The sequence below is a fragment of the Streptomyces sp. NPDC001709 genome, assembly GCF_053596375.1.
Map to the genome: position 1 here is coordinate 152177 of NZ_JBSFGB010000001.1, position 23234 is coordinate 175410.

Below are 23234 nucleotides of genomic sequence, written 5' to 3' on the forward strand. Positions count from 1 at the left end.
CTGAGTGGTCATGTCGGACCGTGGAAGCCGTCATACGGGTGTCCTTTCTCGTCGTTTGAGGGCCATCGCAGCGCGGATCTCCGCTGCGTGGACTTGGACCGCCGAAACGGGCAGGGGCGCGTTGGAGTGCGTTGGCGCGCGCTCGCCCCGGCAGCCGCCGCACACACCCCCCGGCAGTGCCTCCGGCCGCCCCGGTACCCCGCACTCCGCGCACTCCAGGACCCGGCGGGGTGGGCGGCGGACCGGTTCCGGGGGGACTTTGTCGATCAGGCGGCGGCGGACCAGGGCCGCCGGGTGGTGGACCGGGGTGGGCAGGCCCTCGGTCAGGGCGCGGAGTACGGCGTCGTCGGTGGCGCCGCGCGCGAACCACCCCTCCAGCAGCGGGGCGAGCGCCGCGCAGTCGGCGGCGGAGAGGGACAGGACCGGGGCCGTACGGCCCAGGGCGGCGAGGAGGATGTGGGCACGGGAGCGGGTGGGGTGGGCGGTGCGCTCGTCCGGCGGCGGCTCCGGCTCCGGTACGTCGCCGCGCGTGAAGGCCGCCCACCAGCCGTCGTCGCGTGCGGTACGGGACCACCACGATCGGGTGATCCAGCGCGAGCCGCCGCCTTCCGTCTCCAGCCGCTCCCTTCCTCGCCGTAAGTGCCCTGCCGCCTGGAGCCGGTTGAGGGCGGTGCGGAGCGCGCACTGGCCGTACGGAAGCTGCTTGGCCAGCGTTTTCACCGAGATGTCGGCGCCTTCGGGGAGGCGGTCGATGTACGCGGCGATGGCCGCCTCGCGGGGCGGGAGGTGCGCGAAGTCGTGGTTGGTGCGGGGGCGTTGGTCCGACGCCGAGCGCTTGCCGTAACCCGGATTGGCCATCGGGTGGGGGGACGGGTGCGTGGGCAGGAAGGCAGGACTAAGGTTGGCTTCAGCCACAGGATCGAGCTCTCGTCTAATCGATCTTGCTGGTTAAGCCCCCGCAGGTGTTGGTAGCACCTGACGGGGGCTGTTCGTTATGCGGGACGTTAGAGGGTTGTGACTGTCCGTCGCAAGTCGGTTGCGTCAAGTCAACTCGCGGGGTGGGAGGGCGGGTTGAGGCCCTCCACCCATTCCCTGCAAAGAGCGCTCGGAGCTGGCGGCTTGAGCTTCGGGGCGCCGGATCGGGACAGCGCCTAGGCCCCCGGTGTGACCACCGAGAGCGTGTCGCCCGGCTCCAGCCTGTTGTAGAGCCATACGGCGTCCTTCACGTCCAGGCCGATCCAGCCGCCGGTTCGGGAGGTGCAGGCGAGGGAGCCGACGTGGAGGGTGGTCCGGTGGGTGTCGCGGAGTTCGACCACGTACGGTTCCCGCACCTTGCAGGCGTCCTTGGCGAGTTGCTCGACGGGGTCCCGTTTGAGGTCGAGTTTCGCGGACACGGTCAGCAGGTCGGCGGTGACGAGGACCGGGGCGCCCGAGGCGATGGGCATGACCCGGCCGTCGACGGTCAGGGTGTGCTTCTCGAAGTTCACCGTGCCGGTGACCGGGACCGCGGCGGAGGCAGAGGCGGAGGGGGTCGGGGTCGGGGACGGGAGGCGGGGAGCGGTGGCGGCCGGGGGCCGGCGGTGAGCAGGGGTCCCGCCCGAGTCCAGGGTCAGTGCGAGTGCCGCCAGGGCGAGGGCCGCGGCGCCCGCGCCGATGGCGAGGCCCGCGCGACGGCGGCGACCCCGGCGGACGGCGCGGCGTCGGATCCCGGGGGCGCCGAGGGTCGGCGCGGTCTCGTTCTCCTTCGCCAACTCACGGAGCGCGGTGGTCAGTTCATCCGTGGTGGGGTCATCCGACACGGCCGCCCTCCTTCCGTACCGGCTCCTCGGCCTCGTCCGTACCCAGCTGCTTCGCCAGTGCCGCCCGGCCCCGGGACAGCCGGGCCTTGACGGTGCCCACGGGTGCGCCGGTCTCGGAGGCTACCTGCTCGACACTCAGGTCGCACAGATGGTGCAGGACGATCGCCAACCGCTGCGCCTGGGGCAATTGGCGCAACGCGGCCACCAGCGCGGCGTGTTCGGGGCCGGGGCCCGGGGTCGACTCGGGGAGCGTGTGCCGTCGCACCAGTTCCAGCCAGCGCCTGGCACGCCGCCAGCGGCTGACCGCCAGCCGTACGGCGACCGTGCGGATCCAGGCCTCGGGGGCGCTGTCGGCCAGGAAGGACTTCCGCCGGTCCCAGGCGCGTACGAACGCCTCCTGCACCACGTCCTGGGCCTCGCCGTGGTCTCCGGTGAAGGCGTAGAGCTGCCCGGTCAGGCGGGGGAACGCGGTCGCGTAGAAAGCATCGAACTCGTCCTCGGTCATGCCCTCCGCCGCAGTCTTCCTGAGTTTCTCGTTTCCCGTGCAACCCGCCCGCCCCGCCCGCGCGTACAGGTCCCGTAGGCCGCACGTGGCGTACATCGAAACACACGCGACCCAAGGAGAAGACGATGCGGATGGGCGCCGGGATCCCACATGACTTCGCTGCGTACGCGCGCACCCGCTGGTCCCGACTCGTCGTCACCGCCCGGTTGCTCACCGAAGACCTGCCCGCCGCGCAGGATCTCGCGCTCAGAACGCTGATACGCGTGCACGCGCGCTGGCGCCGCGTTCCGCGCAACGACGTGGACTTCCATGTACGGCGTCAGCTCGTGCGGAGCTGGATACGGCGGCGGCCGTGGCCGCTCGGGCGGCGTGCCGGCCGGCAGCGGGCCGTGCTGGTGCTGCGGTACGGGGAGGGGCTGCCGGATGCGCAGATCGGTCAGTTGCTCGGCATCTCCAAGGGCGCGGCGCGCTACTTCGGCAAGCGGGGACTGAAGGCGGCCGGGGGCGATGAGCAGCGGTTGCGCGAGGCCTACGCCGCCGCGGCCGGGGATGTGGTTCCCCCTCCGGTCCCGCTGGACGCGGTGATGGAGCGGGGGCGGGTGCGGCGGCGCCGCCGGGTCGCGGTGGTCGCCGGTGGTTGTGCGGTGGTGCTGGTGGCCGGGGGTTTCGTCGCCGTGGGCCTGGTCGGCGGGGCCGGCAGCGGTTCGCCGTCCCGTACGGTGGCGGGTCGCGAGGCGGGTTCCGTACGGATCGTGGCGCCGGGGGAGCGGGTGCAGGCGGCGCCCGGTGTGGAGATGTGGCTGACCGCGGACGGCAGTCACTGGTCGACGCCGGAACAGTCCAACCAGTTCCGCGGGTTGGACGCCTACCCACGCCACACGCCGGGGGTGTCCCTGCAGGCGGAGCCGCTGAAGGACCGGTACTTCCTGTCCGGGCTGTACTACGGCGTCACCGGGGACCCCGGACGTGTCGAGCTGAGCACCGGCCACGGCAAGGTCGCCGCCCATGTGCTCACCCTGGCGGGCAGCCCCGGCTGGGGCGTCTGGTACGCGAGTACGCCGCTGTCCGCGCGGGACACCAAGACGCTCATCGTCGAAGGCATGGGCGGTGACGGCGTCAGGGTGTACGACGCCGCGGGCGCCGTCGTGGCCCGGCTGCGGAGCGGGGGGTGGCGCGCATGACCCCGGAGCTCAAGGAGGAGCACGAGAAGGAGCCCGAGAAGGAGCCCGAGACGGAGCCCGAGACGGAGCCCGGGCGGGGGCCCAAGAAGGCTTCCTCGCCCGTGCGTTCGCGGCGCGTTCCGCTCCGCGTCCGGCTGCGCCGCAACCGGGGCCGTATCGTGCGCCGGCTGCTGGTCGCCTTCCTGCTCCTGCTCGCCCTGCTGGTCGGGGCGGTCGTCGTCGCGTACAAGCTCACCGTCATTCCCGACCCACACCCGGACACCGTCGTCCAGAGCACCGTCTTCCTCGACGAGAAGGGCGCCTACCTGGGCCGCCGGGGGCCGGTCGACCGTCAGGAGGTGCCGCTGTCGCAGGTGCCGCGATATGTGCAGGACGCGGTGATCGCCGCCGAGAACCGTTCCTTCCGCACCGACTCCGGGGTCTCCCCGAAGGCGCTCGTCCGTGCCGTCGCGGCGGCGCTGACCGGCGGCGAACGGCAGGGCGGCTCCACCATCACCCAGCAGTACGTCAAGAACGCTCTGCTCAGCCCCGAGCAGAGCCTGTCGCGCAAGGCGCGCGAGGCGCTGATCGCGGTCAAGCTGGACCGCACCCGCACCAAGGACCAGATCCTGGAGGGCTACCTCAACACGGTCTACTTCGGCCGGGGCGCCGCCGGCGTCCAGTCCGCCGCCCGCAACTACTTCGACGTCGACACCAAGAACCTCACCGTCTCCCAGGGCGCGGCCCTGGCCGCCATCATCAACCTCCCCTCCTACTACGAGAAGGCCGGCTCGGACCCGAAGGTCACGGCGACGCTCCAGCGCCGCTGGGAGTGGGTGCTGGACGCGATGGCGGCGAGCGGGAACATCACGGCGAAACAGCGGGCCGAGGCCCGCTTCCCGGCGTTCCGGTTCTATCCGCCGGGGGCGACCGACGGGCAGCGGCAGTACCTGATCGACGCCGCGTCGAAAGAGGCCGCCGACCGGCTCGGCATCACCGAGGACCAGCTGGCGCGCGGCGGCTACACCGTGCGCACCACCTTCGACCTGACCCAGCAGGACTCCACGGCGGAACTGGTCAAGGGTCTCAAGTCCGCCAAGGGCGGGGTACGGCTGCACACGGCGGTCGTCGGCATCGAGCCCGGCGACGGTGCGGTGCGGGTGCTGTACGGGGGATCGGACTACGCCCGGCAACCCTTCAACGACGCGGTGAGCGGGGCGGTGGAGGCGGGTACGGTGATGACGCCGCTGGAGGGCCGGCGGTTCGGGGCGCCGCTCACCGGGTTTCCGAGGACGGCCGCGCCCACACCGCTGAAGCTCACGTCGGCGTACGCGGCGGTCGCGGCCGACGGTATGTACGCCGCGCCGTACACCGTCGCCCGCATCACCCGCGACGGCCGCACCGTCTACTCCGCGCACCCCGACCGCCACCGGGTCCTTCCGGAGAAGGCGGCCGGTGCGGTGGCCGCGCCAGCCGCCGGCTCTCCGGCGAACCTGTTCACGGCGGGCGCGGGCGGTGGCATCACCCGCCGCACGGTGTGGACCGTCGCCTACGACACCCGGCTCACCCTGACCGTCGCCCTCTTCGCCGACAAGCCGGGCAAGAAGAAGGACACGACGGTGCCCGCTCAGCTGCCGACGGATCCCTCACCGACGGCGTTCACGGAACAGACGGCGACCCAGCTCTGGGGCCGCTCGAGGGGTGTGAGCGGCGTCACGTGAAGGTTTGCGGCGGGGTGGAATGTGGGCCACTGCATAGGCCGTTACTTAAGGAGCTGCAACAATGCGTGCTCACATACCGACTGGTTAACACCGTCCCCCACGAGGAGCCCCCGCGTGACCGTCACGACCCCCGCCTCCCGCGCGGCCCAGATCCTGTCCCGTCCGATCACCCTCAACGGCCTCACGGTCCCCAACCGGATCGCGATGGCGCCGATGACCCGCATGTTCTCCCCGGGCGGCATACCCGGCGAGGACGTGCGCTCCTACTACGCCCGCCGGGCCGCCGCCGGGGTCGGCCTGATCGTCACCGAGGGCACGTACGTGGGCCACGAGTCGGCCGGCCAGAGCGACCGGGTGCCGAGGTTCCACGGGGAGGAGCAGCTCGCGGGCTGGGCGAAGGTCGCCGAGGACGTGCACGCGGCGGGCGGCACGATCGTCCCGCAGCTGTGGCACATCGGCATGGTCCGCAACGACGGTGACGCCCCCTACCCGGACGCCCCCGCGATGGGCCCGTCCGGCCTGGTCACCGCGGGTGCCGAGGCCACCGGCAAGGCCATGACGCAGGCGGACCTGGACGCCGTCATCGGCGCGTTCGCCGAGGCCGCGGCCGCCGCCGAGCGCATCGGCTTCGACGGCGTGGAGCTGCACGGCGCCCACGGCTACCTCCTCGACCAGTTCCTGTGGGAGGGCACCAACCGGCGCACGGACGCCTACGGCGGCGACCCGGTGGCCCGTACGAAGTTCTCCGCGGAGATCGTCGCCGCGGTCCGCGAGGCCGTCTCCCCCGAGTTCCCGGTCCTCTTCCGCTACTCCCAGTGGAAGCAGCAGGACTACACCGCCCGCCTCGCCGAGACCCCGGAGGAGCTGGAGGCCATCCTGACCCCGCTCGCCGCGGCCGGCGTCGACGTCTTCCACGCCTCCACCCGCCGCTACTGGCTGCCCGAGTTCGACGGCTCGGACCTGAACCTGGCCGGCTGGACGAAGAAGCTCACCGGCAAGCAGACGATCACCGTCGGCTCGGTCGGCCTCGACGGCGACTTCCTCAACGCCTTCCAGGGCGAGGGCTCCCCGGTCCAGGGCATCGACAACCTCCTCGACCGCCTGGAGGCCGACGAGTTCGACATGGTCGCCATCGGCCGGGCCCTGCTCCAGGACCCGCAGTGGGCGGCCAAGGTGCTCTCCGGCCGGTTCGACGAGCTGCAGCCGTACGACGCGGCCGCGGTGAAGACGCTCAGCTGACCTTCCCGCCCCGGGCACTCGTGATCGTCGTCGTCCGTTGTCCTGATGAACGGTCAGGGCAGTCAGGGCAGCGAGTGAGGAGCGAGTGATGACGACGAGGGAGTCCCAGGCGGCCCCGGAGACCGAGGGTCCCGACGGTCCCGTGGTGCGCACCGCCTCCGGCGCGGTGCGCGGTCTGCGGGAGCGGGGCCTGTCGGTGTTCCGGGGCATCCCCTTCGCCGAACCCCCGGTCGGCGCGGCCCGCTTCCAGGCCCCGCGCCCGCCCCGCGCCTGGGACGGGGTCCGGGAGGCGTACGCGTTCGGCCCGCCGCCCCCGCAGGAGACGGGCTTCCTGGCCCGCGCGGCCCAGCCGCCCGCCCCGAAGGGCGACGGCTGGCTCACGGTCAACGTCTGGACCCCGGACCCGGACCCGTCCGCCGCCCGCCCGGTGATGGTGTGGATCTACGGCGGCGCGTTCAAACTGGGCCACGGCGGACAGCCCGGCTACGACCCGCAGCACCTGGCCCGCGAGGGCGACGCGGTGCTCGTCACCCTCAACTACCGGGTGGGCATGGAGGGTTTCGCCCTCTGGGACGGCGCGCCGGCCAACCGGGGCCTGCTGGACCAGGTGGCGGCCCTGGAGTGGGTGCAGGAGAACATCACCGCGTTCGGCGGCGACCCGGCCCAGGTCACCGTCTTCGGCGAATCGGCGGGCGCGGGCTCCATCGCCTCCCTGCTGGCGATGCCCAGAGCCCGCGGCCTGTTCCGGCGCGCGGTGGCACAGAGCGTGCCCGGCACGTTCCTCTCGCCCGAACTGGCCCGCGACATCGCGCAGGCCCTGGCCGCCGAGGCGGGCCGTGCACCGACGGCGGCCGACCTGGCGACGGTCGACCCGCAGCGGCTCACCGAGGCGGGCGCTGCGCTGGGGTCCACCATGGCCCGGTTCACCGACCGATGGGGCCAGGCAGCCCCGACGACCGTCCCCTTCGCCCCGGTCGTCGACGGCGACACACTGCCCACGACCCCTTGGGAGGCGCTGGCCGCCGGCTCGGCGAGGGACGTGGACCTCCTCGTCGGCCACAACCGTGACGAGTGGCGCCTGTTCCTGGTCATGGGGGGCCTGTACGGCAAGGTCACGGACGACCTGGCGACGGCGACCCTGCGGCTGTACGCGCCGGGCGGGGCGGCGGGCGAAGCGGCCTACCGCGCGGCGTACCCGGACTTCTCCGCCCAGCAGCTCTTCGAACGCGTCCAGACCGACTGGCTGTTCGCGATACCGAGCCTGCGCCTCGCGGAGGCCCAGCACACCGGCGGCGGCCGCGCCCACGTCTACGAACTGACCTGGCCGGCTCCCGACAGCGACGGCCTGCTGGGCGCCTGCCACGCCCTGGACATCCCCCTGCTCTTCGGCACGTACGGCGCGGACCTCGGCGCACTCGTCTTCCCCGGCGGAAACCCCCCACCGGAGGCGGAGCAGCTCTCGGCCTTCTTCCGCCGCGCCTGGACGACGTTCGCGCGGACGGGCGACCCCGGCTGGCCGCGCTACGACACCGACGCCCGCCTGGTGCAGATCCTGGACGTGCAGCCGACGGTGGCGCCGTACCCGGAGGAGCGGAGCAGGCGCATATGGGAGGGGTACGACTACCTCCCCCTGCCCCTGCTCGGCTAGAGATTCCCCCTAGAGATTTCCCATGGGCTCGATGTCGATGTGCACGGGTGTGCCCCACACCCGCAGCACCTCGTAGTCGGTGAACTCGTGCACGAGCCGGTAGGCCATGGCGGGCCGGGACGAGCGCCGCTGGGCGGCGAGGTAGGCCTCGGCCTCCCGCCGGTCCCTGCGGGGCGTCCCGCACAGCTGCCACTCCTGCCCGTTCCACGACTCCGGCAGCCAGCGCTGCTGCGGCTGCGGCCGGTCGGCTCGGACGCCGTAACGGGAGGGTGCGGTGGCGACGGGTGCGGGTTCGGCTCTCCCGCCCTGGAACTCCGACCGCCGGGCGGCCCGGCGCCGGGTCTCGCAGAGCAGGCACAGATCGGGCGCGCTCTCGTCGACGGGCCCCTGCGGATGCTCGGCACACCGGGTGGCGGGCGCGCTGGTGCCGACACTCTCGTCCAGCAGATCGAGCGCCCGCCGCAGATCCGCCTTGATCTCGTGCAGCCGGGCATCCGGGGTGTCGGCGGTGAGGGCCTCCCCGTGCTCCCCGAGCAGCCGGAGGGCCCGTCCGAGGGCGGCGAGCTGGGCGTGGTTCATGGTGTTCGACGGTAGCGCGTTCATGGAGGAAAGAGGACGTGAACGTGCTGCCGCCGGATGTGGGGTGCGGGAGCTGACCGCTCCCGCCGCCCCGGCGATCCGTCCGTCAGCCGTTGATGCGGCCGAGAGCACCCTCCGCGCCGCACACGGGGGCGGCGGTGAGGGCGCCGGCCGCCAGAGACAGCGGTGAGATGGGGGTGAGGGTGGGAAGGAGGGCGAGGTTCTCGGCACACCTCACGGCGTCCACCTCGGAGGCGCGGGTGTCGGCGTGGGCGGGGGCGGCCAGGGCCGCGGCGGAGGCCGTGAGGACGGCGGTGACCAGGAGCTTCTTCATCATGACCGGGGAACGACCGGTCGGGCCGTACGTCACGCGGGTGCGCCCACACGGGGGTGGCGGGTGAGGCCGAAGGCGTAGGTCGCCAGGAAACCGACCAGGTAGCCGGTGAGGAGACCGCCGCCGTAGATCGCCGCCGCCATCCCCGCGCCCCTGTTCCCCGCGAGGAGGGGGAAGAGCGCCCAGCCCGACGGGCCGATCGCCGTCGCGCCCACCTTGGTGCCGAGCATCGCGAAGAAGCCGACGAACGCCCCGCCCGCCGCGCCGCCCGCGCAGGCGGTCAGGAACGGGCGGCCCAACGGCAGGGACACCCCGTAGATCAACGGCTCGCCCACGCCCAGCAGGCCCGCCGGGAGCGCCGAGCGGATCGTCGTACGCAACGAGGTGTCGTGGCGCAGGCGGACGTACACCGCGAGCGCCGCGCCCACCTGGCCCGCGCCCGCCATGGCCAGCAGCGGGAGCAGGACCGTGTAGCCCTGCTGCTCGATGAGGGTGGCGTGGATGGGGATGAGGGCCTGGTGCAGGCCCAGCATGACCAGGGGGAGGAAGAGGCCGCCGAGGACGAGTCCGGCGACGGCTCCGGCGGTCGTGAGGAGCCAGTTCGCGGCCGTGCCGATCCCCGTCGCGACCGCGCCGGCCGCGTACATCAGGCCGTACAGCGTCACCAGGCCGGAGACCAGGACCGTGACGGCCGGGGTGAGGAGGACGTCCAGCGCGCCCGGCACCCGGCCCCGGACCCACTTCTCCACGCGGGTCGCGAGCAGCGCCGCCGCGAGCGCGCCGAGCACCCCGCCCTGGCCGGGTGCCAGGTGCGTCCCGAACGCCGTCACCTTCGCCACGCCCGGGTAGACCACCACCGCCGCCACGGCCCCGCCCAGTACCGGCGTGCCGCCGAATTCCCGCGCGGTGTTGTAGCCGACGAAGACCGCGATCAGCGCCAGGAACGCCGAGGCGATCGCGGACAGGGCGGGGGTCAGGGCGGTCAGCCAACCGGTGTTCAGCAGCAGGCCGTTGACCCCGGACAGGATGCCGCAGCCGATCAGGGCGGGGATGAGGGGGAGGAAGACGTTCGCCACGCGACGCAGGGCGGTCTTGAGGGCCTTCCCTTCCGTCAACTGGGGGTCGGAGGGGGCCGGTTGTTCGGGGTGGGAAGGTGCCGCACCCCGCCCCTCCACCCGCGCCTCCACCTCAGCCGTGACCTCGTCGACGACCCCCGGGCCGAGGACGATCTGGTGGGCGGTGCCGTCGGACACCACCCCGAGTACACCGGGCAGGGCCCGTAGCCCCGCCTCGTCCGCCGCCGCCGGGTTGGCGAGGGTCAGCCGGAGGCGGGTCATGCAGTGGGCCACGGAGGTGACGTTGGCCGGGCCGCCGACCAGGGTGAGGAGGGCGGTCGCGGTGGAGGCGGGGTCGTTGCGCACGCCCCGAGCGTGCGGGTCAGCGGGCCGCGTGTGCCAGCGCGGCACGCAGATGGCCGCCGGAGTCCTCCAGAAGGCGGGCGGCCGTCGGGCCGTCGATCTCGGCGAGGAGCACCAGGATCGCGTGCTTCACCTCGCCGCCGCACTCGGTGAGGGCCCGCTCGATGTCGTCGTCGCCCGCCCCGGTGGCCAGCGCGACGATACGGCGGGAGCGGGCCCGGAGCTTGTCGTTGGAGGCGCGGACGTCGACCATCAGGTTTCCGTAGGTCTTGCCGAGCCGGATCATCGTGATGGTCGAGAGCATGTTCAGGACCAGCTTCTGGGCCGTACCGGCCTTCAGCCGTGTGGACCCGGTGATCAGCTCGGGCCCGACGACGACCTCGATGCCGTGCTCGGCGGCGGCCGCGAGCGCGCTGTGCTCGTTGCAGGCCAGGCCGACGGTCAGCGCGCCCAGGGCGCGGGCGTGCTCGACGGCGCCGATCGGGTAGGGGGTGCGGCCGGAGGCGGAGATGCCGACAACGGTGTCGTCCGGGGTGGGTTTCAGCGCGTCCAGGTCCTGGCGGGCCAGCTCCGCGGAGTCCTCGGCGCCCTCGACGGAGGTCACCATCGCCTCCGGTCCGCCTGCGATCAGGCCGACGACCTGCGCGGGATCGGTGTTGAAGGTGGGCGGGCACTCGGAGGCGTCCAGGACGCCGAGCCGGCCGGCGGTGCCGGCGCCGGCGTAGATCAGCCGGCCGCCGCGGCCCATGCGCTCGGCCACGGCGTCGATGGCGGCGGCGATCCGGGGAAGCTGGGCGGCGACGGCGGCGGACACCCCGGCGTCCTCGCCGTTCATGAGGCGGGCGATGGCGAGGGTGGGCAGACGGTCGATGTCGGCGAGTTCGGGCCGGAAGGCCTCGGTGGTCAGGGAAGCCAGCTGGCTGCGCAGATCATGGGAGGTCATGGGGGGTGGCTCTCTCAGGTCGGGTGCCGTTTGTGCGTGCGGTTACTCACCTGGGGTTGGTGCGATGCCGATGAGCCAGCGCCTCGTAGGACGCGGCCAACGCGGGCGCCGCGGTCTCATAGGTGCGCTGGGCCACTCCCACGAACAAACAGTCCACCACGAGCAGTTGACTCGTCCGCGAGGACATCGCGGCCGGGCGCAGCTCGCTCTCCCGTGAGGTGGACGTGGTCAGTACGTGGTCGGCGTACTGGGTGACCGGCGAGTCCGGCCGGCCGGTGATGGCCACGGTCGTGGCCCCGTGCTCGAAGGCGACCCGCAGCGGCTCGATGACGTCCCCCGTCGAGCCGGAGTGGGTGATGGCGATCGCCACGTCGCCCGACCGGAGCTGCACCGCGTTGGTCACGGCGAGGTGCGGATCGCTGTGGGCGTGGGCTATGAGGCCTATGCGCAGGAGCTTCTGGGTGAGGTCCTGGGCGACGAGGCCGGAGGCGCCGATGCCGTAGACGTCGGTGCGCCGGGCGGAGGCCAGCGCGCTCACGGCGGCGCCGAGCTGGACGGTGTCGAGTCCGGCGGCCGTGTCGGCGAGGGTCTGCTGCTCCTCGTAGGCCAGCTTGGTGACGACGTCGGCGATGGGGTCGTCCACCGCGATGTCGGTCGTGATCGCGGGCGCCCGCCCGGACTGCTGCTGCGCGGCGAGCCCGGCGAGGGCGAGCCGCAGATCGCGGTAGCCGGGGTAGCCGAGGAGCCGGGCGGTGCGGACGACCGTGGCCTCGCTGGTGCCGGTGAGCTCGGCGAGGCCGGTGACCGTGAGGGCGGCGCAGCCGGCCGGGTCGCTCGCGACGGCCTCCGCGACGCGCTGCATGGAGCGGGTCATGGAAGGCGCGAGGGTGCGCACCTTGGCGGCGAGGGAACCACCCGGACCGCCGAAAATTTCCTTCACGTCCTGGGTCACAGATGAAAGATATTTTCGGTTCGTTGCGGCGGTCAAGAGTGCGCACAATGGGTTCTATGGAACCCATCGCTCCCCTTGAGCAGGCCTTGCATGCCGCGCGAGCCCTGGTGCTCGCCGATCTGGTCGCGGGCGAGGTCGCGGAGGCCGACGTGGTCTCGCTGGTCGAGGACTCCGTCGCGGAGCGACGCTGGTGGGTCGAGCAGTGGCCGGACGGCGCGTCCTATGTCGCCGGGCTGGTCGCCCAGGACGTCCAGGACGCACTGCTGGACCGGTACGGCCGCTGGCCGCTGTGCCCGGTGTGCGGCTCCGGCGACCCGCACGCGCTGGACGTGGAACCCGAGCTGGGCCCCGACCCGCACTGGGTGTGCCACAAGATCGGGGTGAAGGTCGCCGCGGTGGGCTCGCTCGGCCTGGCCACGGGTGGAATGACCTCGTCGTGACGCTGTACATCGACCCGCCCGCCTGGCCCGGACACGGCCGTCTGTGGTCACACCTGGTCAGCGACGAGTCGTACGACGAACTCCACGCGTTCGCCGACCGGCTGGGCGTGCCGAGGCGCGCCTTCGAGCGCGACCACTACGACCTTCCGTCACACCGGTACGCGGACGCGGTGGCCGCCGGGGCGGTGGAGATCAGCAGCCGCGAAGTGGTGCGGCTGCTGCGGACGTCGGGACTGCGCAGGCCCAAGGGGCTAGCTCAGCGGCGCAGTTCGTAGGTCACGAGCTTGTCGTCCGCGCTGACCTGCTCGAAGCCGGCGCGCGAGACCACGGCCCGGGACGCGGCGTTGTCCACGTCGATCTTCGCGAGCAGCGTCGTCACGTCGTCGCGGGCCAGCGCCCACCGCGACAGCGCGCGCAGGGCCTCGGTGGCGTAGCCCTGGCCGCGGGCCGTCTCGGCGAGGTCGTAGCCGATCTCCACGCATCCGTCACCGTCCGGGACGCCGTGGAAGCCCATGGCGCCGAGGGCACGGCAGTCCTGAGTGCGGATCAGGATGAAGACGCTGAACTCCGGCCGGTGCACGCCCGCCTCGTACGCCTTGAGCAGCAGACCGGCGGCATCCCGGGTGCCTTGGTACGGCCCGCCCTCGACCCAGTCGAAGCCGCCGTCGCCGCCGAGGCGCAGATCGTGGGCGGCGGCCGGGCGCAGGCCGGTGAGGGTGAGGCGCTCGGCCGGGATGACGAGGTTGTTGTGCCAGCGCCATTCGGTGACCGGCGCGCGGCCGGGCAGCTCGCCGCGGCCGGTGGCCCACAGCAGGGTCGGCCACGGGGCGGGACCGGGCTGGACGTGCGGGAAGAGGCAGGCGAGGAGGGAGTCGACGAGTTCGGCGGGCGGCTCGTAGGGGAGCCCCAGCCCTTGCGTCATGTCATGGGTGTGCAGCAGCACCTCGGCGATGCCCATCGCCGCGAAGCCCTCGGCGTCGGCGCTGCGGAAGGGGTAGGGGTGGAAGCCGCGGACGCCGGGCTCGGCGGTGCGGACGGCGGCGGCCAGCAGGGCGCCGGTCGTCTCGATGACGTGCAGCAGGCCCGTGTTGTCGGTGCCCTCGTCGAGGGTGAGCTCGAAGGGGACGTAGTCGTCCTGGGCGCGTCCGGCCAGGTTGGCGGCGTAGGCGATCAGGTCGTCGGCGACATGGACCGCGGTGGTGTGGCAGTCCCACTCCAGCCGCCCGGCCGGCACGGCCTTCCAGTCCCGGTCCACCGCCGCGCGCAGTGCCGCCGTGCAGCCTGCCACGGCCTCGATCACATCGTCCCCGTTTATCGGTCTCATGGGGCGAACCCTAGGGGGACGGTCCCCTCAGGTCGACAGCATTTCAAGCTCGCCGGAGAGGTTGTAGCGGGCGGTGGCCTCCCAGTGTTCCTGCCCGTACGGGGTGCGGAACAGCCTTGGCAGGTCCAGGAGTTGGCGCAGAACGGCCGAACGGCCCGCCCTGAAGGCGTCGTTGGGTACGAAGTGGTACTCCTCGCGCACCTCGGCGGTGTAGGCGGCGTAGGCCGACGGGGGCGCGGCCAGGATCGCGAGGTCCGCGTCGCACAGCACCTGGCCGTCCCGGTCGTCGTCGGCGGGGTCGTGCGTGACGGTGAGCCGGACCAGGCGGGCCACCTCGGCCGTCCTGTCCCGCGAGACCCCTGCCTCGGGGAGCGCGCGTTCGGCCAGCCGCGCGGACCGCTCCTCGTTCGTCGACCGCTCGGGCAGATAGACGGCGTCATGGAACCAGGCGGCCAGGCGTACGACGGCCGGGTCGTCCGCGTGCTCCTGGAGTACGTCGATGTGGTCGAGGACCGCCGCCAGGTGCTCGACGGTGTGGTACCGGCGCTGCGGCTCCTGCCAGCGGCGCAGCAGGGCATTGGCGTACCGGTAGGGGTCCGGGGCGCAGGAGTCGTCGTCCCGTGCCGCGAGCAGGGCGCGCAGCCAGCGGGAACGCAGGTCGTCGAGATCGGCCATGCGGCCATTCTGCCGCGATGGCACGGAGGGCGTAGTCTGTGGAATTGGACTAGACCTGTAGCGTCGGGCCGTAAGAGCCGAGGAACGCCGATGAATGGGGTGCCATGAGCAAGCGTGCAGTCCTGGAGGTGATCGCGCTCGACGTCGAGGACGCGGTCGCCGCCCAGGCGGGAGGCGCGGATCGCCTGGAGCTGGTCACCGACATGGCGGCCGACGGGCTGACCCCGCCGGTGGCCGTCTTCGCCGGGATCCGGGCCGCCGTCGACATCGACCTGCGCGTGATGCTCCGCCTCGCGGACGGGTTCGCGGCCGGTGACCCGGACCGTCTGGTCCGGGTCACCGGCGACCTGCGCGAGGCGGGCGCCGACCAGTTCGTCCTCGGCTTCCTCGACGCGGACGGCGGGGTCGACCTGGCCGCCGTGGAGCGGGTGGCCGGCGCGCTGGACGGCTGTGCGTGGACGTTCCACCGGGCGATCGACCGGGCCGCCGACCGCGACGCCCTGCGCAAGCAGCTCGCCGACCTGCCCGGCCTCGACACCTACCTCACCGCGGGCGCCGCCGGCGGGGTGGACGAGGGGCTGCCGACGCTGGTCGCGGAGGCCGGCCGGCGGGGCGAGCCGGGGTACGGCCAGACACTGCTGGTCGGCGGCGGCCTGCGTCTGGAGCACGTGCCCCGGCTGCGGGCCGCCGGCATCGACGCCTTCCACATCGGCGGCGCGGCGCGCTCCGCGGGTTGGGCGGGGGCGGTTTCCGAGGGGGCCGTGCGGGAGTGGCGCAGGGTGCTGGACGCGGAGTAGCGCCCCTTCCGGGGCGCCGCACCCGTGGACCCGGCCCTCAGCCGGCCGCCATCCCGATGAACACGAGCAGCAGGAACAGGGTGAAGCCGGTGAGCGGGACGAGGCCCACCATTCCCATCGGCCGCGCGAGCACCGGGCGGCCCGGGTCCAGCCCGGGGCCCTGCGGGGCGACCGGTGCGGGGAGCTTCCGGATCTTGGCCAGGGCGAAGAGGTTGATCAGCAGCGTGATGGGCGTGATGATCATCGACATCGGGCCCCACCACCCCTGCGCCATGGTGTCCGACTGCATCTTCCGGAAGACGGCGAGCGCGCAGGTGTGGCAGAAGGTGCCCTGCCGCCGCAGCTGGCGCATGATCACCACCATGCCCTGGTGGCCGCGGACCGTCACCGGCGCCGCGGGCGACGCCCCGCACACCTCGCACCCGGCGCCGGGAGCGGCCGGGTATGCGCCGGGGGCCTGCTGGTACCCGGCCTGCCCGTAGCCGCCGGGCGCCTGCGGGTACGGAGCCTGTGCGTAGCCCGCCGGCGCCTGCGCGTACGGCCCGGAAGGCTGCGGGTGCCCCGTCGGCGCCTGCGGAGAACCCGCGGGGGCCTGCGCGTACGGCCCGGGGCTCTGCTGGTACGGCCCCGGAGCCTGCTGGTACGGGCCGGGGGCGGCCTGGTACGGCCCGGGGGCGGCCTGGTATGGCCCGGGGTTCTGCTGGTACGCGGGGTGGGGAGGCTGCGAGGTGCTCAACGGAGGCCTTTCCATGGGGACATGCCGAAACCGCACGACACCCTAGCCGCGTGCCCTCAGGCCAACTGAGCCGGTACCGGTGCAGCGTGGGTCACGATCAGACCCGACACCGCACGCGTGAGCGCCACGTACAGCCGCCGCAAGCCCGTCCGCTCGTCCGGCTCGCCGTCCACCACCGCCTGGGGCTCGTCCAGCACCACGTAGTCGTACTCCAGGCCCTTGGCGAGGGACGCCGGGACCAGGGTGAGGCGGGTCTGCCGGGTGGTCTCCTCGCCGGGGGCGAGGTACGGGATCCCGGCCGCCGTCAGCGCCTCGGACAGCGCCGGGACACGGGCGTCGGCGGCGATCAGGCCGGTCGAGCCCTCGTTGCGCAGCAACTCCTCGCAGGCGGCGATGACTTCGGAGTCCTCCGTGGTCGCACGGATCTCGAAGAAGCCCGGGTTCTCACGGACCGAGGCCACCGGGGTGAGTCCGGGCGCGATGTGCGGGAGGAGGCGGGAGGCGTAGCCGATGACGTCCGTGGGCACGCGGAAACCGGCCGTCAGCTCCTCGACGACCCCCTCGCGTTTGCCCAGGTGCGCCAGCGCCTCGTCCCAGCTGCGGGTCGCCCACGGCGTCGTACCCTGCGCCAGGTCGCCGAGGACGGTCGCGCTGCCGGTGGTGCAGCGGCGCCCGACGGCCCGGTACTGCATGGGGGAGAGGTCCTGCGCCTCGTCGAGGACGACATGGCCCAGCGAGTGCGTGCGCTGGATCAGGTCGGCCGTCTCGTCGATCAGCACCGCGTCCGCCGCCGACCACTTGGCCGACTTCACGCTGCGCACCGGCTTGGCCCACAGGATCGTCTTCTGCTGGTCCTCGTCCAGGATCCCGGCGGCGTGTTCGGCGAGGAAGTCCGCGTCCGTCAGCAGGCGGAGGACCAGTTTCGCGGGGTCCACGGCCGGCCAGAGGGCCTTCACGGCCGCCTTCACCGCGCTGTTGCGGGCCACCGCGTCCTGCACCCGGTCGTCCGGGGCCTCCCCGGACCGCTCCATCTGCACCAGCACCGCGTGCGCGATCCGCTGCGGCAGGGCCTCGCGGGCGGCGCCGTACCGGATGTCCCGCTCCAGCAACTCCCGGACGATCTCCTCCAGTTCGTACGACGGCACCCGCCAGCGCCGCGAGCCGCGCACCACCACGACCGCCTCCGTCGGCATGGTCACATGGGAGTACAGGGCCCGGCGCAGCACCTCGGCCATCCCGGCGCCGCCCTTGACCACGGCGGCGGCCGCCTCGTCCGTGCCGCGCACCTCCACATGCGCGACCAGGTCGTCCACGGTGGCCTGCTGCACCGACAACTCGCCCAGCGCGGGCAGGACCTGCTCGATGTAGTGAAGGAAGGACTTGTTCGGCCCGATGACCAGCGTGCCGGTGCGGGCGAGCCGCTCCCGGTGGGCGTAGAGGAGGTAGGCGACCCGGTGCAGGCCGACGGCGGTCTTCCCGGTGCCGGGGCCGCCCTGGACGCAGACCGTGCCGGACAGGCCGGAGCGGACGATCTCGTCCTGCTCGGGCTGGATGGTGGCGACGATGTCCCGCATGGGGCCGACGCGCGGCCGTTCGATCTCCTGCTGGAGCAGCTTGCTGGTGGTGGCCGCCGCCGATGGATCGGCCGGGTCGGAGAGGTGCTCGTCCTCGTACGCGGTCAGGTCGCCGCCGGTGTAACCGAAGCGGCGGCGCAGCCCGATGTCCATCGGGTCCTTCTTGGACGCCCGGTAGAACGGCTGCGAGACCGGGGCGCGCCAGTCGATGACCATGGGGTCGCCGTCGGCGTCGTGGACGTGCCGCCGGCCGATGTAGAACCGCTCGCCCTCCGCGCCCTCGGCCTGGTCGGCGCCGGGGGCGTGCAGATAGTCCAGCCGGCCGAAGAACAGCGGGGTGTCGCTGAGGTCGGCCAGCGCCTTGATGCGCTCGTCGATCTGGTGGGCGAGCACCTCGGCGTTGACCCAGTTCGCGGTGACGTCCCGGATGTCCAGCGACTCCACGTCCTCGCGCATGGCGCGCAGGGCGGCACGGGATCCGGCGAGGTGGGAGCGCTCTCGGGCGAGGGGATCGTCGGCGGGCATGGACGTGGACACAGGGGTGCCTCCGGTGGACCTGCTGGGTGACTACGACGATGCCGCCCGGTTTCCGACCGGGTGGCTGCACTCCGCGGAAAGGAGGCGGGCAAGAGCGGAGATTTTAGGGGCGCGGCCGGGGAGGAGGCCAATGGTTTTTCCGACCCCTAGGGGACGCACGGCCCCCGAAGTAGGGGCCGCCGTCCACCCGGAGATCTACACGCGGCCGTGCGGGATTGGCTCTGGAGACCGATGCCGATCCCGTGCCCGGCGATCCACCATGGAGACATGAGCGCAGCAACCATCTCCCCAGGTCCTGTCCACCCGCCGACCGGCGCCACAGCCGTGGACGGCCCGCATCACCACTGGATCGGCAACGCCCTGCGCGCCGTCAAGGTGTTCGCGGAGGCCGCGTTCGGCGTGGTCATCCTCGGCGAGTACGGAGAGGAAACGGGCATACGCCGTAAGTAGCCCTCTTCCTCGGGCTCAGCCGGTGCTGTCCTCGGTCAGGATCTCGTCCGCGTCGACGATGCGGTAGGCATAGCCCTGCTCGGCCAGGAAGCGTTGGCGGTGGGCGGCGAAGTCCTGGTCGATGGTGTCGCGGGCGACGACCGAGTAGAAGTGGGCCTGATGGCCGTCCGCCTTGGGGCGCAGGACGCGGCCGAGGCGCTGGGCCTCCTCCTGGCGGGAGCCGAAGGTGCCGGACACCTGGATGGCGACCGTCGCCTCCGGAAGGTCGATGGAGAAGTTCGCGACCTTCGACACCACCAGCACGCTGATCTCGCCCTCACGGAAGGCGTCGAAGAGCTTCTCGCGCTGCGCGTTGGAGGTCTCACCCTTGATCACCGGGGCGTTCAAGTGCTCGCCCAGTTCGTCGAGCTGGTCGATGTACTGGCCGATCACCAGGATCTGCTGGCCGGCGAAACGGCGGACGATCGCCTCCGTCACCTTCCGCTTGGTGTCGGTCGTCGCACAGAAGCGGTACTTCTCCTCCGTCTCGGCCGTGGCGTACGCCAGCCGCTCGGAGTCCGTCAGATTCACCCGGACCTCGACACAGTCGGCCGGGGCGATGTACCCCTGCGCCTCGATCTCCTTCCAGGGCGCGTCGAACCGCTTCGGCCCGATGAGGGAGAACACGTCCGACTCACGGCCGTCCTCGCGGACGAGCGTGGCCGTCAGACCCAGCCGCCGGCGTGCCTGCAGATCGGCGGTGAACTTGAAGACGGGAGCGGGCAGCAGATGCACCTCGTCGTAGACGATCAGGCCCCAGTCCCGGGAGTCGAAGAGTTCGAGGTGGGGGTAGATCCCCTTCCGCTTCGTGGTCAGCACCTGGTAGGTGGCGATGGTGACCGGGCGGATCTCCTTCCTCGTACCGCTGTACTCACCGATCTCGTCCTCGGTCAGCGAGGTCCGCTTCACCAGCTCGTGCTTCCACTGCCGCGCGGAGACGGTGTTGGTGACGAGGATGAGGGTGGTGGACTTCGCCTGGGCCATGGACCCGGCCCCGACCAGCGTCTTACCGGCGCCACAGGGCAGCACCACAACGCCGCTGCCGCCGTGCCAGAAGTTCTCCACGGCCTGCTTCTGGTACGGCCTGAGCGCCCAGCCGTCCTCCAGCAGCTCGATCGGATGCGCCTCACCGTCGACGTACCCGGCGAGGTCCTCGGCCGGCCAGCCCAGCTTCAGCAGCACCTGCTTGATCTGCCCGCGCTCGGACGGGTGCACGACGACGGTGTCCTGGTCGATCCGCGCCCCGACCAGCGGGGCGATCCGCTTGGACTTCAGCACCTCCTCCAGGACCGGCCGGTCGGTGCTGGTGAGGACGAGCCCGTGCGCGGGGTGCTTGCTGAGGGTCAGGCGGCCGTAGCGGTCCATCGTCTCGGCGATGTCCACCAGCAGCGCGTGCGGCACCGGATACCGGCTGTACTGCACCAGCGCGTCCACGACCTGCTCGGCGTCATGCCCGGCGGCGCGCGCGTTCCACAGCCCGAGCGGGGTGACCCGGTAGGTGTGGATGTGCTCCGGCGCCCGCTCCAGCTCGGCGAACGGCGCGATGGCCCGACGGCAGTCGTCGGCCCGCTCGTGGTCGACCTCCAGGAGCAGGGTCTTGTCGGACTGGACGATCAGCGGTCCATTCACGTGCGGCACACACCCTTTCCACAAACACCAAACGTCCAGTGTGCCCTAAACACCGACGATCACCGTCAGTCTTCCGCCAGCTCCGCCACCCCCGTGATCCGGTGCAGCGGATAGGTACGCACCTCGTCCGCGGTGTGGTCGTACGCCGTGACGAAACCGCCCTCCACCTTGACCGGGGCGATGACACGCTGGCTGGCGGTGCCCTCGGCGTTGACGTAGCCGATCCAGAGGGACCCGCCGGTCAGGACGGCGGCCTGCATGGTGGCCAGGGTCTCGGCGGAGGAGGTGCGGGGCAGTTCGCCGCCCGCCGGGGGCGCACCGCCGGATCCGCCGCCGGACTCGCCGACCGGCTTGCGCGGGGTGGTGGCGGCCAGGTCGCCGGCCCGGATCGCGCGGATCGCCGCCGCCAGCAGCGTCGCGTCGGGCGTCGGCGGTCCGTCCGGGACCGGCTCGGGTGCGGTGCGCGGCGGGGTGCGGTGGGCGTGGGCACGGGCGATCAGGACGTCACCCTCGGCGGACTCGGCGGCCGGCGCGTAGCCCATCGCGCGCAGACCCTCCAGCAGGGCCGCCGGGTCGGACTGGGCGGCCAGCACGGTCGGGGCCAGCCTGCGCAGCCGCAGGGCGGCGGCGCGCCTGTCGGCGAGGATCTCGTTCAGCAGGGTGTCGTCGTCGCAGCGTACGTACGCCGAGGCCGCGCCGACGCGGAGGTGACCGTGCTTGCGGGCCACGTCGTCGATCAGATAGGCGAGCGGCTGCGGGACCGGTGTGCGGGAGTGCTCGGCGAGGAAGGCGTGCAGATCGGCGGCGCTGCGGCCGGCGTCCAGGGCACGCCGTACCGAGGCCGGGGTGAAGCGGTACACGGTCGCGCCGCCCTTGGACTCGACGTCCGCGAGCACGTCCAGCACATCGGCGAGGGGGCGTTCGAGCGGCCCGGGCGCCACCGCCGTCAGGTCGGCCTGGAGCAGCACGTGGTCCAGCGGCTCGGGGAGCAGCGGCGCGAGGAGCCGGGCAGCGGCGGCGGTCGCCACGGCCTGTTCGGCGGGGGAGAGGGAGGCCGGAGCGGCGGTGGGGCGGTGGTGATGGTGGACGGGGAGCTTGTCACCCGGGCCGACGGGTTCGACGGACTCGGCCAGGTCGGCGGAGGCGGCGGAGGAGACCGAGGTGCCGGCGGCGCCCAGGAGTGCGCGGGCGTGGGCCGACAGGGCACCACGGCCGGTGATGCCCAGCAGTTCGGCCTCGGTCAGGGTCCAGCGGGCCAGCCGGGAGCGCAGGTCCTCGTCGCCCTCCTGCCGGGGTCCGCGCAGCGGCCGTTCCCAGCGCAGGCGGGCCAGCACCGACTCGGTGTCCGGGGCCGCGCCCGCCGGCAGCCCGGCCAGCAGGGTCAGCACCCGGTGCCGTACCTCGGGCGCGGCCGAGCGGTCCAGGCCCGGGCCGAGCGCGGCGAGCGTGCGCTCCTTCGCGTCCCGCCCGCCGACCAGCCCCGCCGTCCGGGTGGCCGTCAGCCAGGCCTCCGCCAGCCGGCCCCAGCGCTCGGCGGGGGGCCGCTCCAGCCACTCGTCGTAGGCGGGCGTGGCCGCGTACCGCTCGTCGGCCTCGCCGTCGGAGGCGATCAGGCCGGCCGCGTACGCCAGTTCCACCCAGAACGCGGCGACCGGCTCGGCCACGTCCAGGGCGACGGCGGTCCGCTTCAGGTCCCGGACGCTCAGGCCACCGGCCCGCAGCACGGCGGGGCCGCCCTCGTCCCAGTCCTTCAGCAGCTCCTCGACGGTGGCGAGCGCGGTGTACGCCTGCCCGGCCGCCGTCGCGTCCACCACCTGCGGGCTGTGGGCCGCGGCCGGCTCGACGGCGGGCGGCAGCGGCTCGGGTGCGCGGTGGGCGCGGCCCCCGCGCAGATGCAGGGCCACTTCACGGGGCAGGACGACCGTGCCCGGCGTGGTCGGCAGCAGCAGACCGCGGTCGAGCAGCCAGCGCAGATGTGCGGCCGGGTCTGGGGTGACCTGCCCGTACGGCGGCCCCCACACCAGCCGGGACAGCACCTCGCGGGCCGGCTCCGGGGCCCCGGCGAGCAGCTCGGCCATCTTCTTCCGGTCGCCGAACAGCGCGGTGAGCGCCGCCATGGCCGACACCGAGTCGTGCGTGGAGGGCAGCCCGGCGGTCGTGACGAGCTCCTGGATCCGGCCCGGTGACATGCCCGAGGTGGCTTCCTGCACGGAGGGCCCGAGGCCGGTCGGGGAGGGGTGCTGCGGGGACGGCGCGAGGAGTTCGCGGGCCGTGCGGACCAGCCGCAGCCGCTCGTCGTCGCCCCACACCAGCGCCTGTTCGCGCAGGGTGGCGAGGGCGTGCGGCAGCGCGGCGGCGACCGTCTCGTCCCCGGCGTCCCCGGCCATCAGGGACAGCAGCGTGTCGTACGACGCCGGGTCCGGGGCCACGGCCAGGGCCTCCGCCGTCTGCAGCGCGAACCGGTCCAGCCGCTCCAGCGCGCGCAGCACCGAGGCACGGGTCCCGGCGCGGGTGGCCAGCTGGGTGAGGTCGGTCGGGACGGGCGTGATGAGGTCGGGGCGGCTGCGCAGCAGCGCGGCCAGGGAGAAGTCGTCCCGCGCGCGGAGCGCTTCCGCGAGGGAACGGGGGGCTGGGTGGGCCGCTTGGCTCATCTGACCCACGGTAGCGGGTGAGTAGGTTCCAGCCGAGCGGGTCGGGTGGCGGGACCCGGGTGGTCGGGCGGAAGCGGTACCGTC

At 73.0% G+C, this 23234-nt stretch carries 22 protein-coding genes; 8 read left to right on the forward strand and 14 right to left on the reverse strand.

Features of this window, described 5'->3' with window-relative positions:
- Window positions 1–30 precede the first annotated feature (30 nt).
- From ACWC0C_RS00825 to ACWC0C_RS00835, 3 genes are all read right to left on the reverse strand, one after another.
- Window positions 31–858 (reverse strand): hypothetical protein, encoded by an 828-nt coding sequence (locus ACWC0C_RS00825; protein WP_450860577.1) that lies wholly within the window; start codon window positions 856–858, stop codon window positions 31–33.
- A 293-nt stretch (window positions 859–1151) separates the two neighbouring features.
- Window positions 1152–1799, reverse strand: coding sequence for a hypothetical protein (locus ACWC0C_RS00830; RefSeq protein WP_450860579.1), 648 nt, complete (start codon window positions 1797–1799; stop codon window positions 1152–1154).
- On the reverse strand, window positions 1789–2304 hold the full coding sequence (locus tag ACWC0C_RS00835) for a SigE family RNA polymerase sigma factor (protein ID WP_449197666.1): 516 nt from the start codon (window positions 2302–2304) through the stop codon (window positions 1789–1791). Before ACWC0C_RS00835 ends, ACWC0C_RS00830 begins: the two co-directional genes overlap by 11 nt.
- A gap of 125 nt (window positions 2305–2429) precedes the next feature.
- Between ACWC0C_RS00835 and ACWC0C_RS00840 the strand changes: the two genes are divergently transcribed.
- The 4 genes from ACWC0C_RS00840 (at window position 2430) to ACWC0C_RS00855 (ending at window position 8072) form a co-directional block, all read left to right on the forward strand.
- The gene (locus ACWC0C_RS00840) at window positions 2430–3485 is read left to right on the forward strand and encodes a sigma factor-like helix-turn-helix DNA-binding protein (protein WP_450860581.1); all 1056 of its coding nucleotides are present in this window, start codon (window positions 2430–2432) and stop codon (window positions 3483–3485) included.
- Window positions 3482–5185 carry a transglycosylase domain-containing protein gene (locus ACWC0C_RS00845; RefSeq protein ID WP_450860583.1) on the forward strand — a complete coding sequence of 568 codons (1704 nt, stop codon included), beginning with the start codon at window positions 3482–3484 and terminating at the stop codon, window positions 5183–5185. The genes ACWC0C_RS00840 and ACWC0C_RS00845 overlap by 4 nt, the downstream gene beginning before the upstream one ends.
- A 114-nt stretch (window positions 5186–5299) precedes the next feature.
- Window positions 5300–6424, forward strand: a complete 1125-nt coding sequence (locus tag ACWC0C_RS00850) for an NADH:flavin oxidoreductase (protein ID WP_449197669.1) — start codon at window positions 5300–5302, stop codon at window positions 6422–6424.
- Between the two features lie 88 nt (window positions 6425–6512).
- A complete protein-coding gene (locus ACWC0C_RS00855) occupies window positions 6513–8072 on the forward strand; it encodes a carboxylesterase/lipase family protein (RefSeq protein ID WP_450860585.1) in 1560 nt (519 codons plus the stop codon).
- A 9-nt stretch (window positions 8073–8081) separates the two neighbouring features.
- On the opposite strand, the gene ACWC0C_RS00860 is transcribed toward ACWC0C_RS00855, so the two are convergent.
- The 5 genes from ACWC0C_RS00860 to ACWC0C_RS00880 all read right to left on the reverse strand — a co-directional run bounded on the left by ACWC0C_RS00860 (window position 8082) and on the right by ACWC0C_RS00880 (window position 12298).
- Window positions 8082–8651: a hypothetical protein gene (locus ACWC0C_RS00860; protein ID WP_449197671.1), complete on the reverse strand. Its 570-nt coding sequence runs from the start codon at window positions 8649–8651 to the stop codon at window positions 8082–8084.
- A 106-nt stretch (window positions 8652–8757) separates the two neighbouring features.
- Entirely contained in the window at window positions 8758–8988 is a 231-nt protein-coding gene (locus tag ACWC0C_RS00865) for a hypothetical protein (protein WP_449197672.1), read from the reverse strand.
- Between the two features lie 29 nt (window positions 8989–9017).
- Window positions 9018–10406: a PTS transporter subunit EIIC gene (locus ACWC0C_RS00870; RefSeq protein WP_449197673.1), complete on the reverse strand. Its 1389-nt coding sequence runs from the start codon at window positions 10404–10406 to the stop codon at window positions 9018–9020.
- Between the two features lie 16 nt (window positions 10407–10422).
- Window positions 10423–11346 carry an N-acetylmuramic acid 6-phosphate etherase gene (gene murQ, locus ACWC0C_RS00875; RefSeq protein WP_450860588.1) on the reverse strand — a complete coding sequence of 308 codons (924 nt, stop codon included), beginning with the start codon at window positions 11344–11346 and terminating at the stop codon, window positions 10423–10425.
- Between the two features lie 46 nt (window positions 11347–11392).
- Window positions 11393–12298 carry a MurR/RpiR family transcriptional regulator gene (locus tag ACWC0C_RS00880; RefSeq protein ID WP_449197675.1) on the reverse strand — a complete coding sequence of 302 codons (906 nt, stop codon included), beginning with the start codon at window positions 12296–12298 and terminating at the stop codon, window positions 11393–11395.
- Window positions 12299–12354: 56 nt separating this feature from the next.
- Here ACWC0C_RS00880 and ACWC0C_RS00885 point away from each other — a divergent pair, with 56 nt between their 5' ends.
- Window positions 12355–12738 carry a hypothetical protein gene (locus ACWC0C_RS00885; RefSeq protein ID WP_449197676.1) on the forward strand — a complete coding sequence of 128 codons (384 nt, stop codon included), beginning with the start codon at window positions 12355–12357 and terminating at the stop codon, window positions 12736–12738.
- Window positions 12735–13013: a DUF4031 domain-containing protein gene (locus tag ACWC0C_RS00890; RefSeq protein WP_450860591.1), complete on the forward strand. Its 279-nt coding sequence runs from the start codon at window positions 12735–12737 to the stop codon at window positions 13011–13013. The genes ACWC0C_RS00885 and ACWC0C_RS00890 overlap by 4 nt, the downstream gene beginning before the upstream one ends.
- On the opposite strand, the gene ACWC0C_RS00895 is transcribed toward ACWC0C_RS00890, so the two are convergent.
- A complete protein-coding gene (locus tag ACWC0C_RS00895) occupies window positions 12995–14062 on the reverse strand; it encodes a GNAT family N-acetyltransferase (RefSeq protein WP_450860593.1) in 1068 nt (355 codons plus the stop codon). The two genes, ACWC0C_RS00890 and ACWC0C_RS00895, sit on opposite strands and share 19 nt — an antisense overlap.
- A 27-nt stretch (window positions 14063–14089) precedes the next feature.
- Window positions 14090–14737 (reverse strand): HD domain-containing protein, encoded by a 648-nt coding sequence (locus ACWC0C_RS00900; RefSeq protein WP_450860594.1) that lies wholly within the window; start codon window positions 14735–14737, stop codon window positions 14090–14092.
- Between the two features lie 104 nt (window positions 14738–14841).
- Between ACWC0C_RS00900 and ACWC0C_RS00905 the strand changes: the two genes are divergently transcribed.
- Window positions 14842–15534 carry a copper homeostasis protein CutC gene (locus tag ACWC0C_RS00905; protein WP_450860596.1) on the forward strand — a complete coding sequence of 231 codons (693 nt, stop codon included), beginning with the start codon at window positions 14842–14844 and terminating at the stop codon, window positions 15532–15534.
- 37 nt (window positions 15535–15571) lie between these two features.
- Here ACWC0C_RS00905 and ACWC0C_RS00910 read toward each other — a convergent pair whose 3' ends face one another.
- Window positions 15572–16270, reverse strand: a complete 699-nt coding sequence (locus ACWC0C_RS00910) for an LppU/SCO3897 family protein (protein WP_450860598.1) — start codon at window positions 16268–16270, stop codon at window positions 15572–15574.
- Window positions 16271–16326: 56 nt separating this feature from the next.
- Complete coding sequence (locus tag ACWC0C_RS00915; protein ID WP_450861122.1) at window positions 16327–18369, reverse strand: HelD family protein; 2043 nt, start codon at window positions 18367–18369, stop codon at window positions 16327–16329.
- 279 nt (window positions 18370–18648) lie between these two features.
- Between ACWC0C_RS00915 and ACWC0C_RS00920 the strand changes: the two genes are divergently transcribed.
- Window positions 18649–18831, forward strand: coding sequence for a hypothetical protein (locus ACWC0C_RS00920; protein WP_449197682.1), 183 nt, complete (start codon window positions 18649–18651; stop codon window positions 18829–18831).
- Window positions 18832–18846: 15 nt separating this feature from the next.
- On the opposite strand, the gene ACWC0C_RS00925 is transcribed toward ACWC0C_RS00920, so the two are convergent.
- The gene (locus tag ACWC0C_RS00925; RefSeq protein ID WP_450860600.1) at window positions 18847–20499 is read right to left on the reverse strand and encodes a DNA repair helicase XPB; all 1653 of its coding nucleotides are present in this window, start codon (window positions 20497–20499) and stop codon (window positions 18847–18849) included.
- Between the two features lie 65 nt (window positions 20500–20564).
- Entirely contained in the window at window positions 20565–23150 is a 2586-nt protein-coding gene (locus ACWC0C_RS00930) for a helicase-associated domain-containing protein (RefSeq protein ID WP_450860602.1), read from the reverse strand.
- Between the last annotated feature and the right edge of the window lie 84 nt (window positions 23151–23234).

Bases quoted from the DNA above. Each gene is read 5' to 3' on its own strand.
- ACWC0C_RS00930 (WP_450860602.1), bottom strand. From the start codon at position 23,150: ATGAGCCAAGCGGCCCACCCAGCCCCCCGTTCCCTCGCGGAAGCGCTC.
- ACWC0C_RS00920 (WP_449197682.1), top strand. From the start codon at position 18,649: ATGAGCGCAGCAACCATCTCCCCAGGTCCTGTCCACCCGCCGACCGGC.
- ACWC0C_RS00835 (WP_449197666.1), bottom strand. From the start codon at position 2,304: ATGACCGAGGACGAGTTCGATGCTTTCTACGCGACCGCGTTCCCCCGC.
- ACWC0C_RS00845 (WP_450860583.1), top strand. From the start codon at position 3,482: ATGACCCCGGAGCTCAAGGAGGAGCACGAGAAGGAGCCCGAGAAGGAG.
- ACWC0C_RS00840 (WP_450860581.1), top strand. From the start codon at position 2,430: ATGCGGATGGGCGCCGGGATCCCACATGACTTCGCTGCGTACGCGCGC.
- ACWC0C_RS00915 (WP_450861122.1), bottom strand. From the start codon at position 18,369: ATGCCCGCCGACGATCCCCTCGCCCGAGAGCGCTCCCACCTCGCCGGA.
- ACWC0C_RS00905 (WP_450860596.1), top strand. From the start codon at position 14,842: ATGAGCAAGCGTGCAGTCCTGGAGGTGATCGCGCTCGACGTCGAGGAC.
- ACWC0C_RS00900 (WP_450860594.1), bottom strand. From the start codon at position 14,737: ATGGCCGATCTCGACGACCTGCGTTCCCGCTGGCTGCGCGCCCTGCTC.
- murQ (WP_450860588.1), bottom strand. From the start codon at position 11,346: ATGACCTCCCATGATCTGCGCAGCCAGCTGGCTTCCCTGACCACCGAG.
- ACWC0C_RS00885 (WP_449197676.1), top strand. From the start codon at position 12,355: ATGGAACCCATCGCTCCCCTTGAGCAGGCCTTGCATGCCGCGCGAGCC.
- ACWC0C_RS00860 (WP_449197671.1), bottom strand. From the start codon at position 8,651: ATGAACCACGCCCAGCTCGCCGCCCTCGGACGGGCCCTCCGGCTGCTC.
- ACWC0C_RS00825 (WP_450860577.1), bottom strand. From the start codon at position 858: ATGGCCAATCCGGGTTACGGCAAGCGCTCGGCGTCGGACCAACGCCCC.
- ACWC0C_RS00895 (WP_450860593.1), bottom strand. From the start codon at position 14,062: ATGAGACCGATAAACGGGGACGATGTGATCGAGGCCGTGGCAGGCTGC.
- ACWC0C_RS00865 (WP_449197672.1), bottom strand. From the start codon at position 8,988: ATGATGAAGAAGCTCCTGGTCACCGCCGTCCTCACGGCCTCCGCCGCG.
- ACWC0C_RS00855 (WP_450860585.1), top strand. From the start codon at position 6,513: ATGACGACGAGGGAGTCCCAGGCGGCCCCGGAGACCGAGGGTCCCGAC.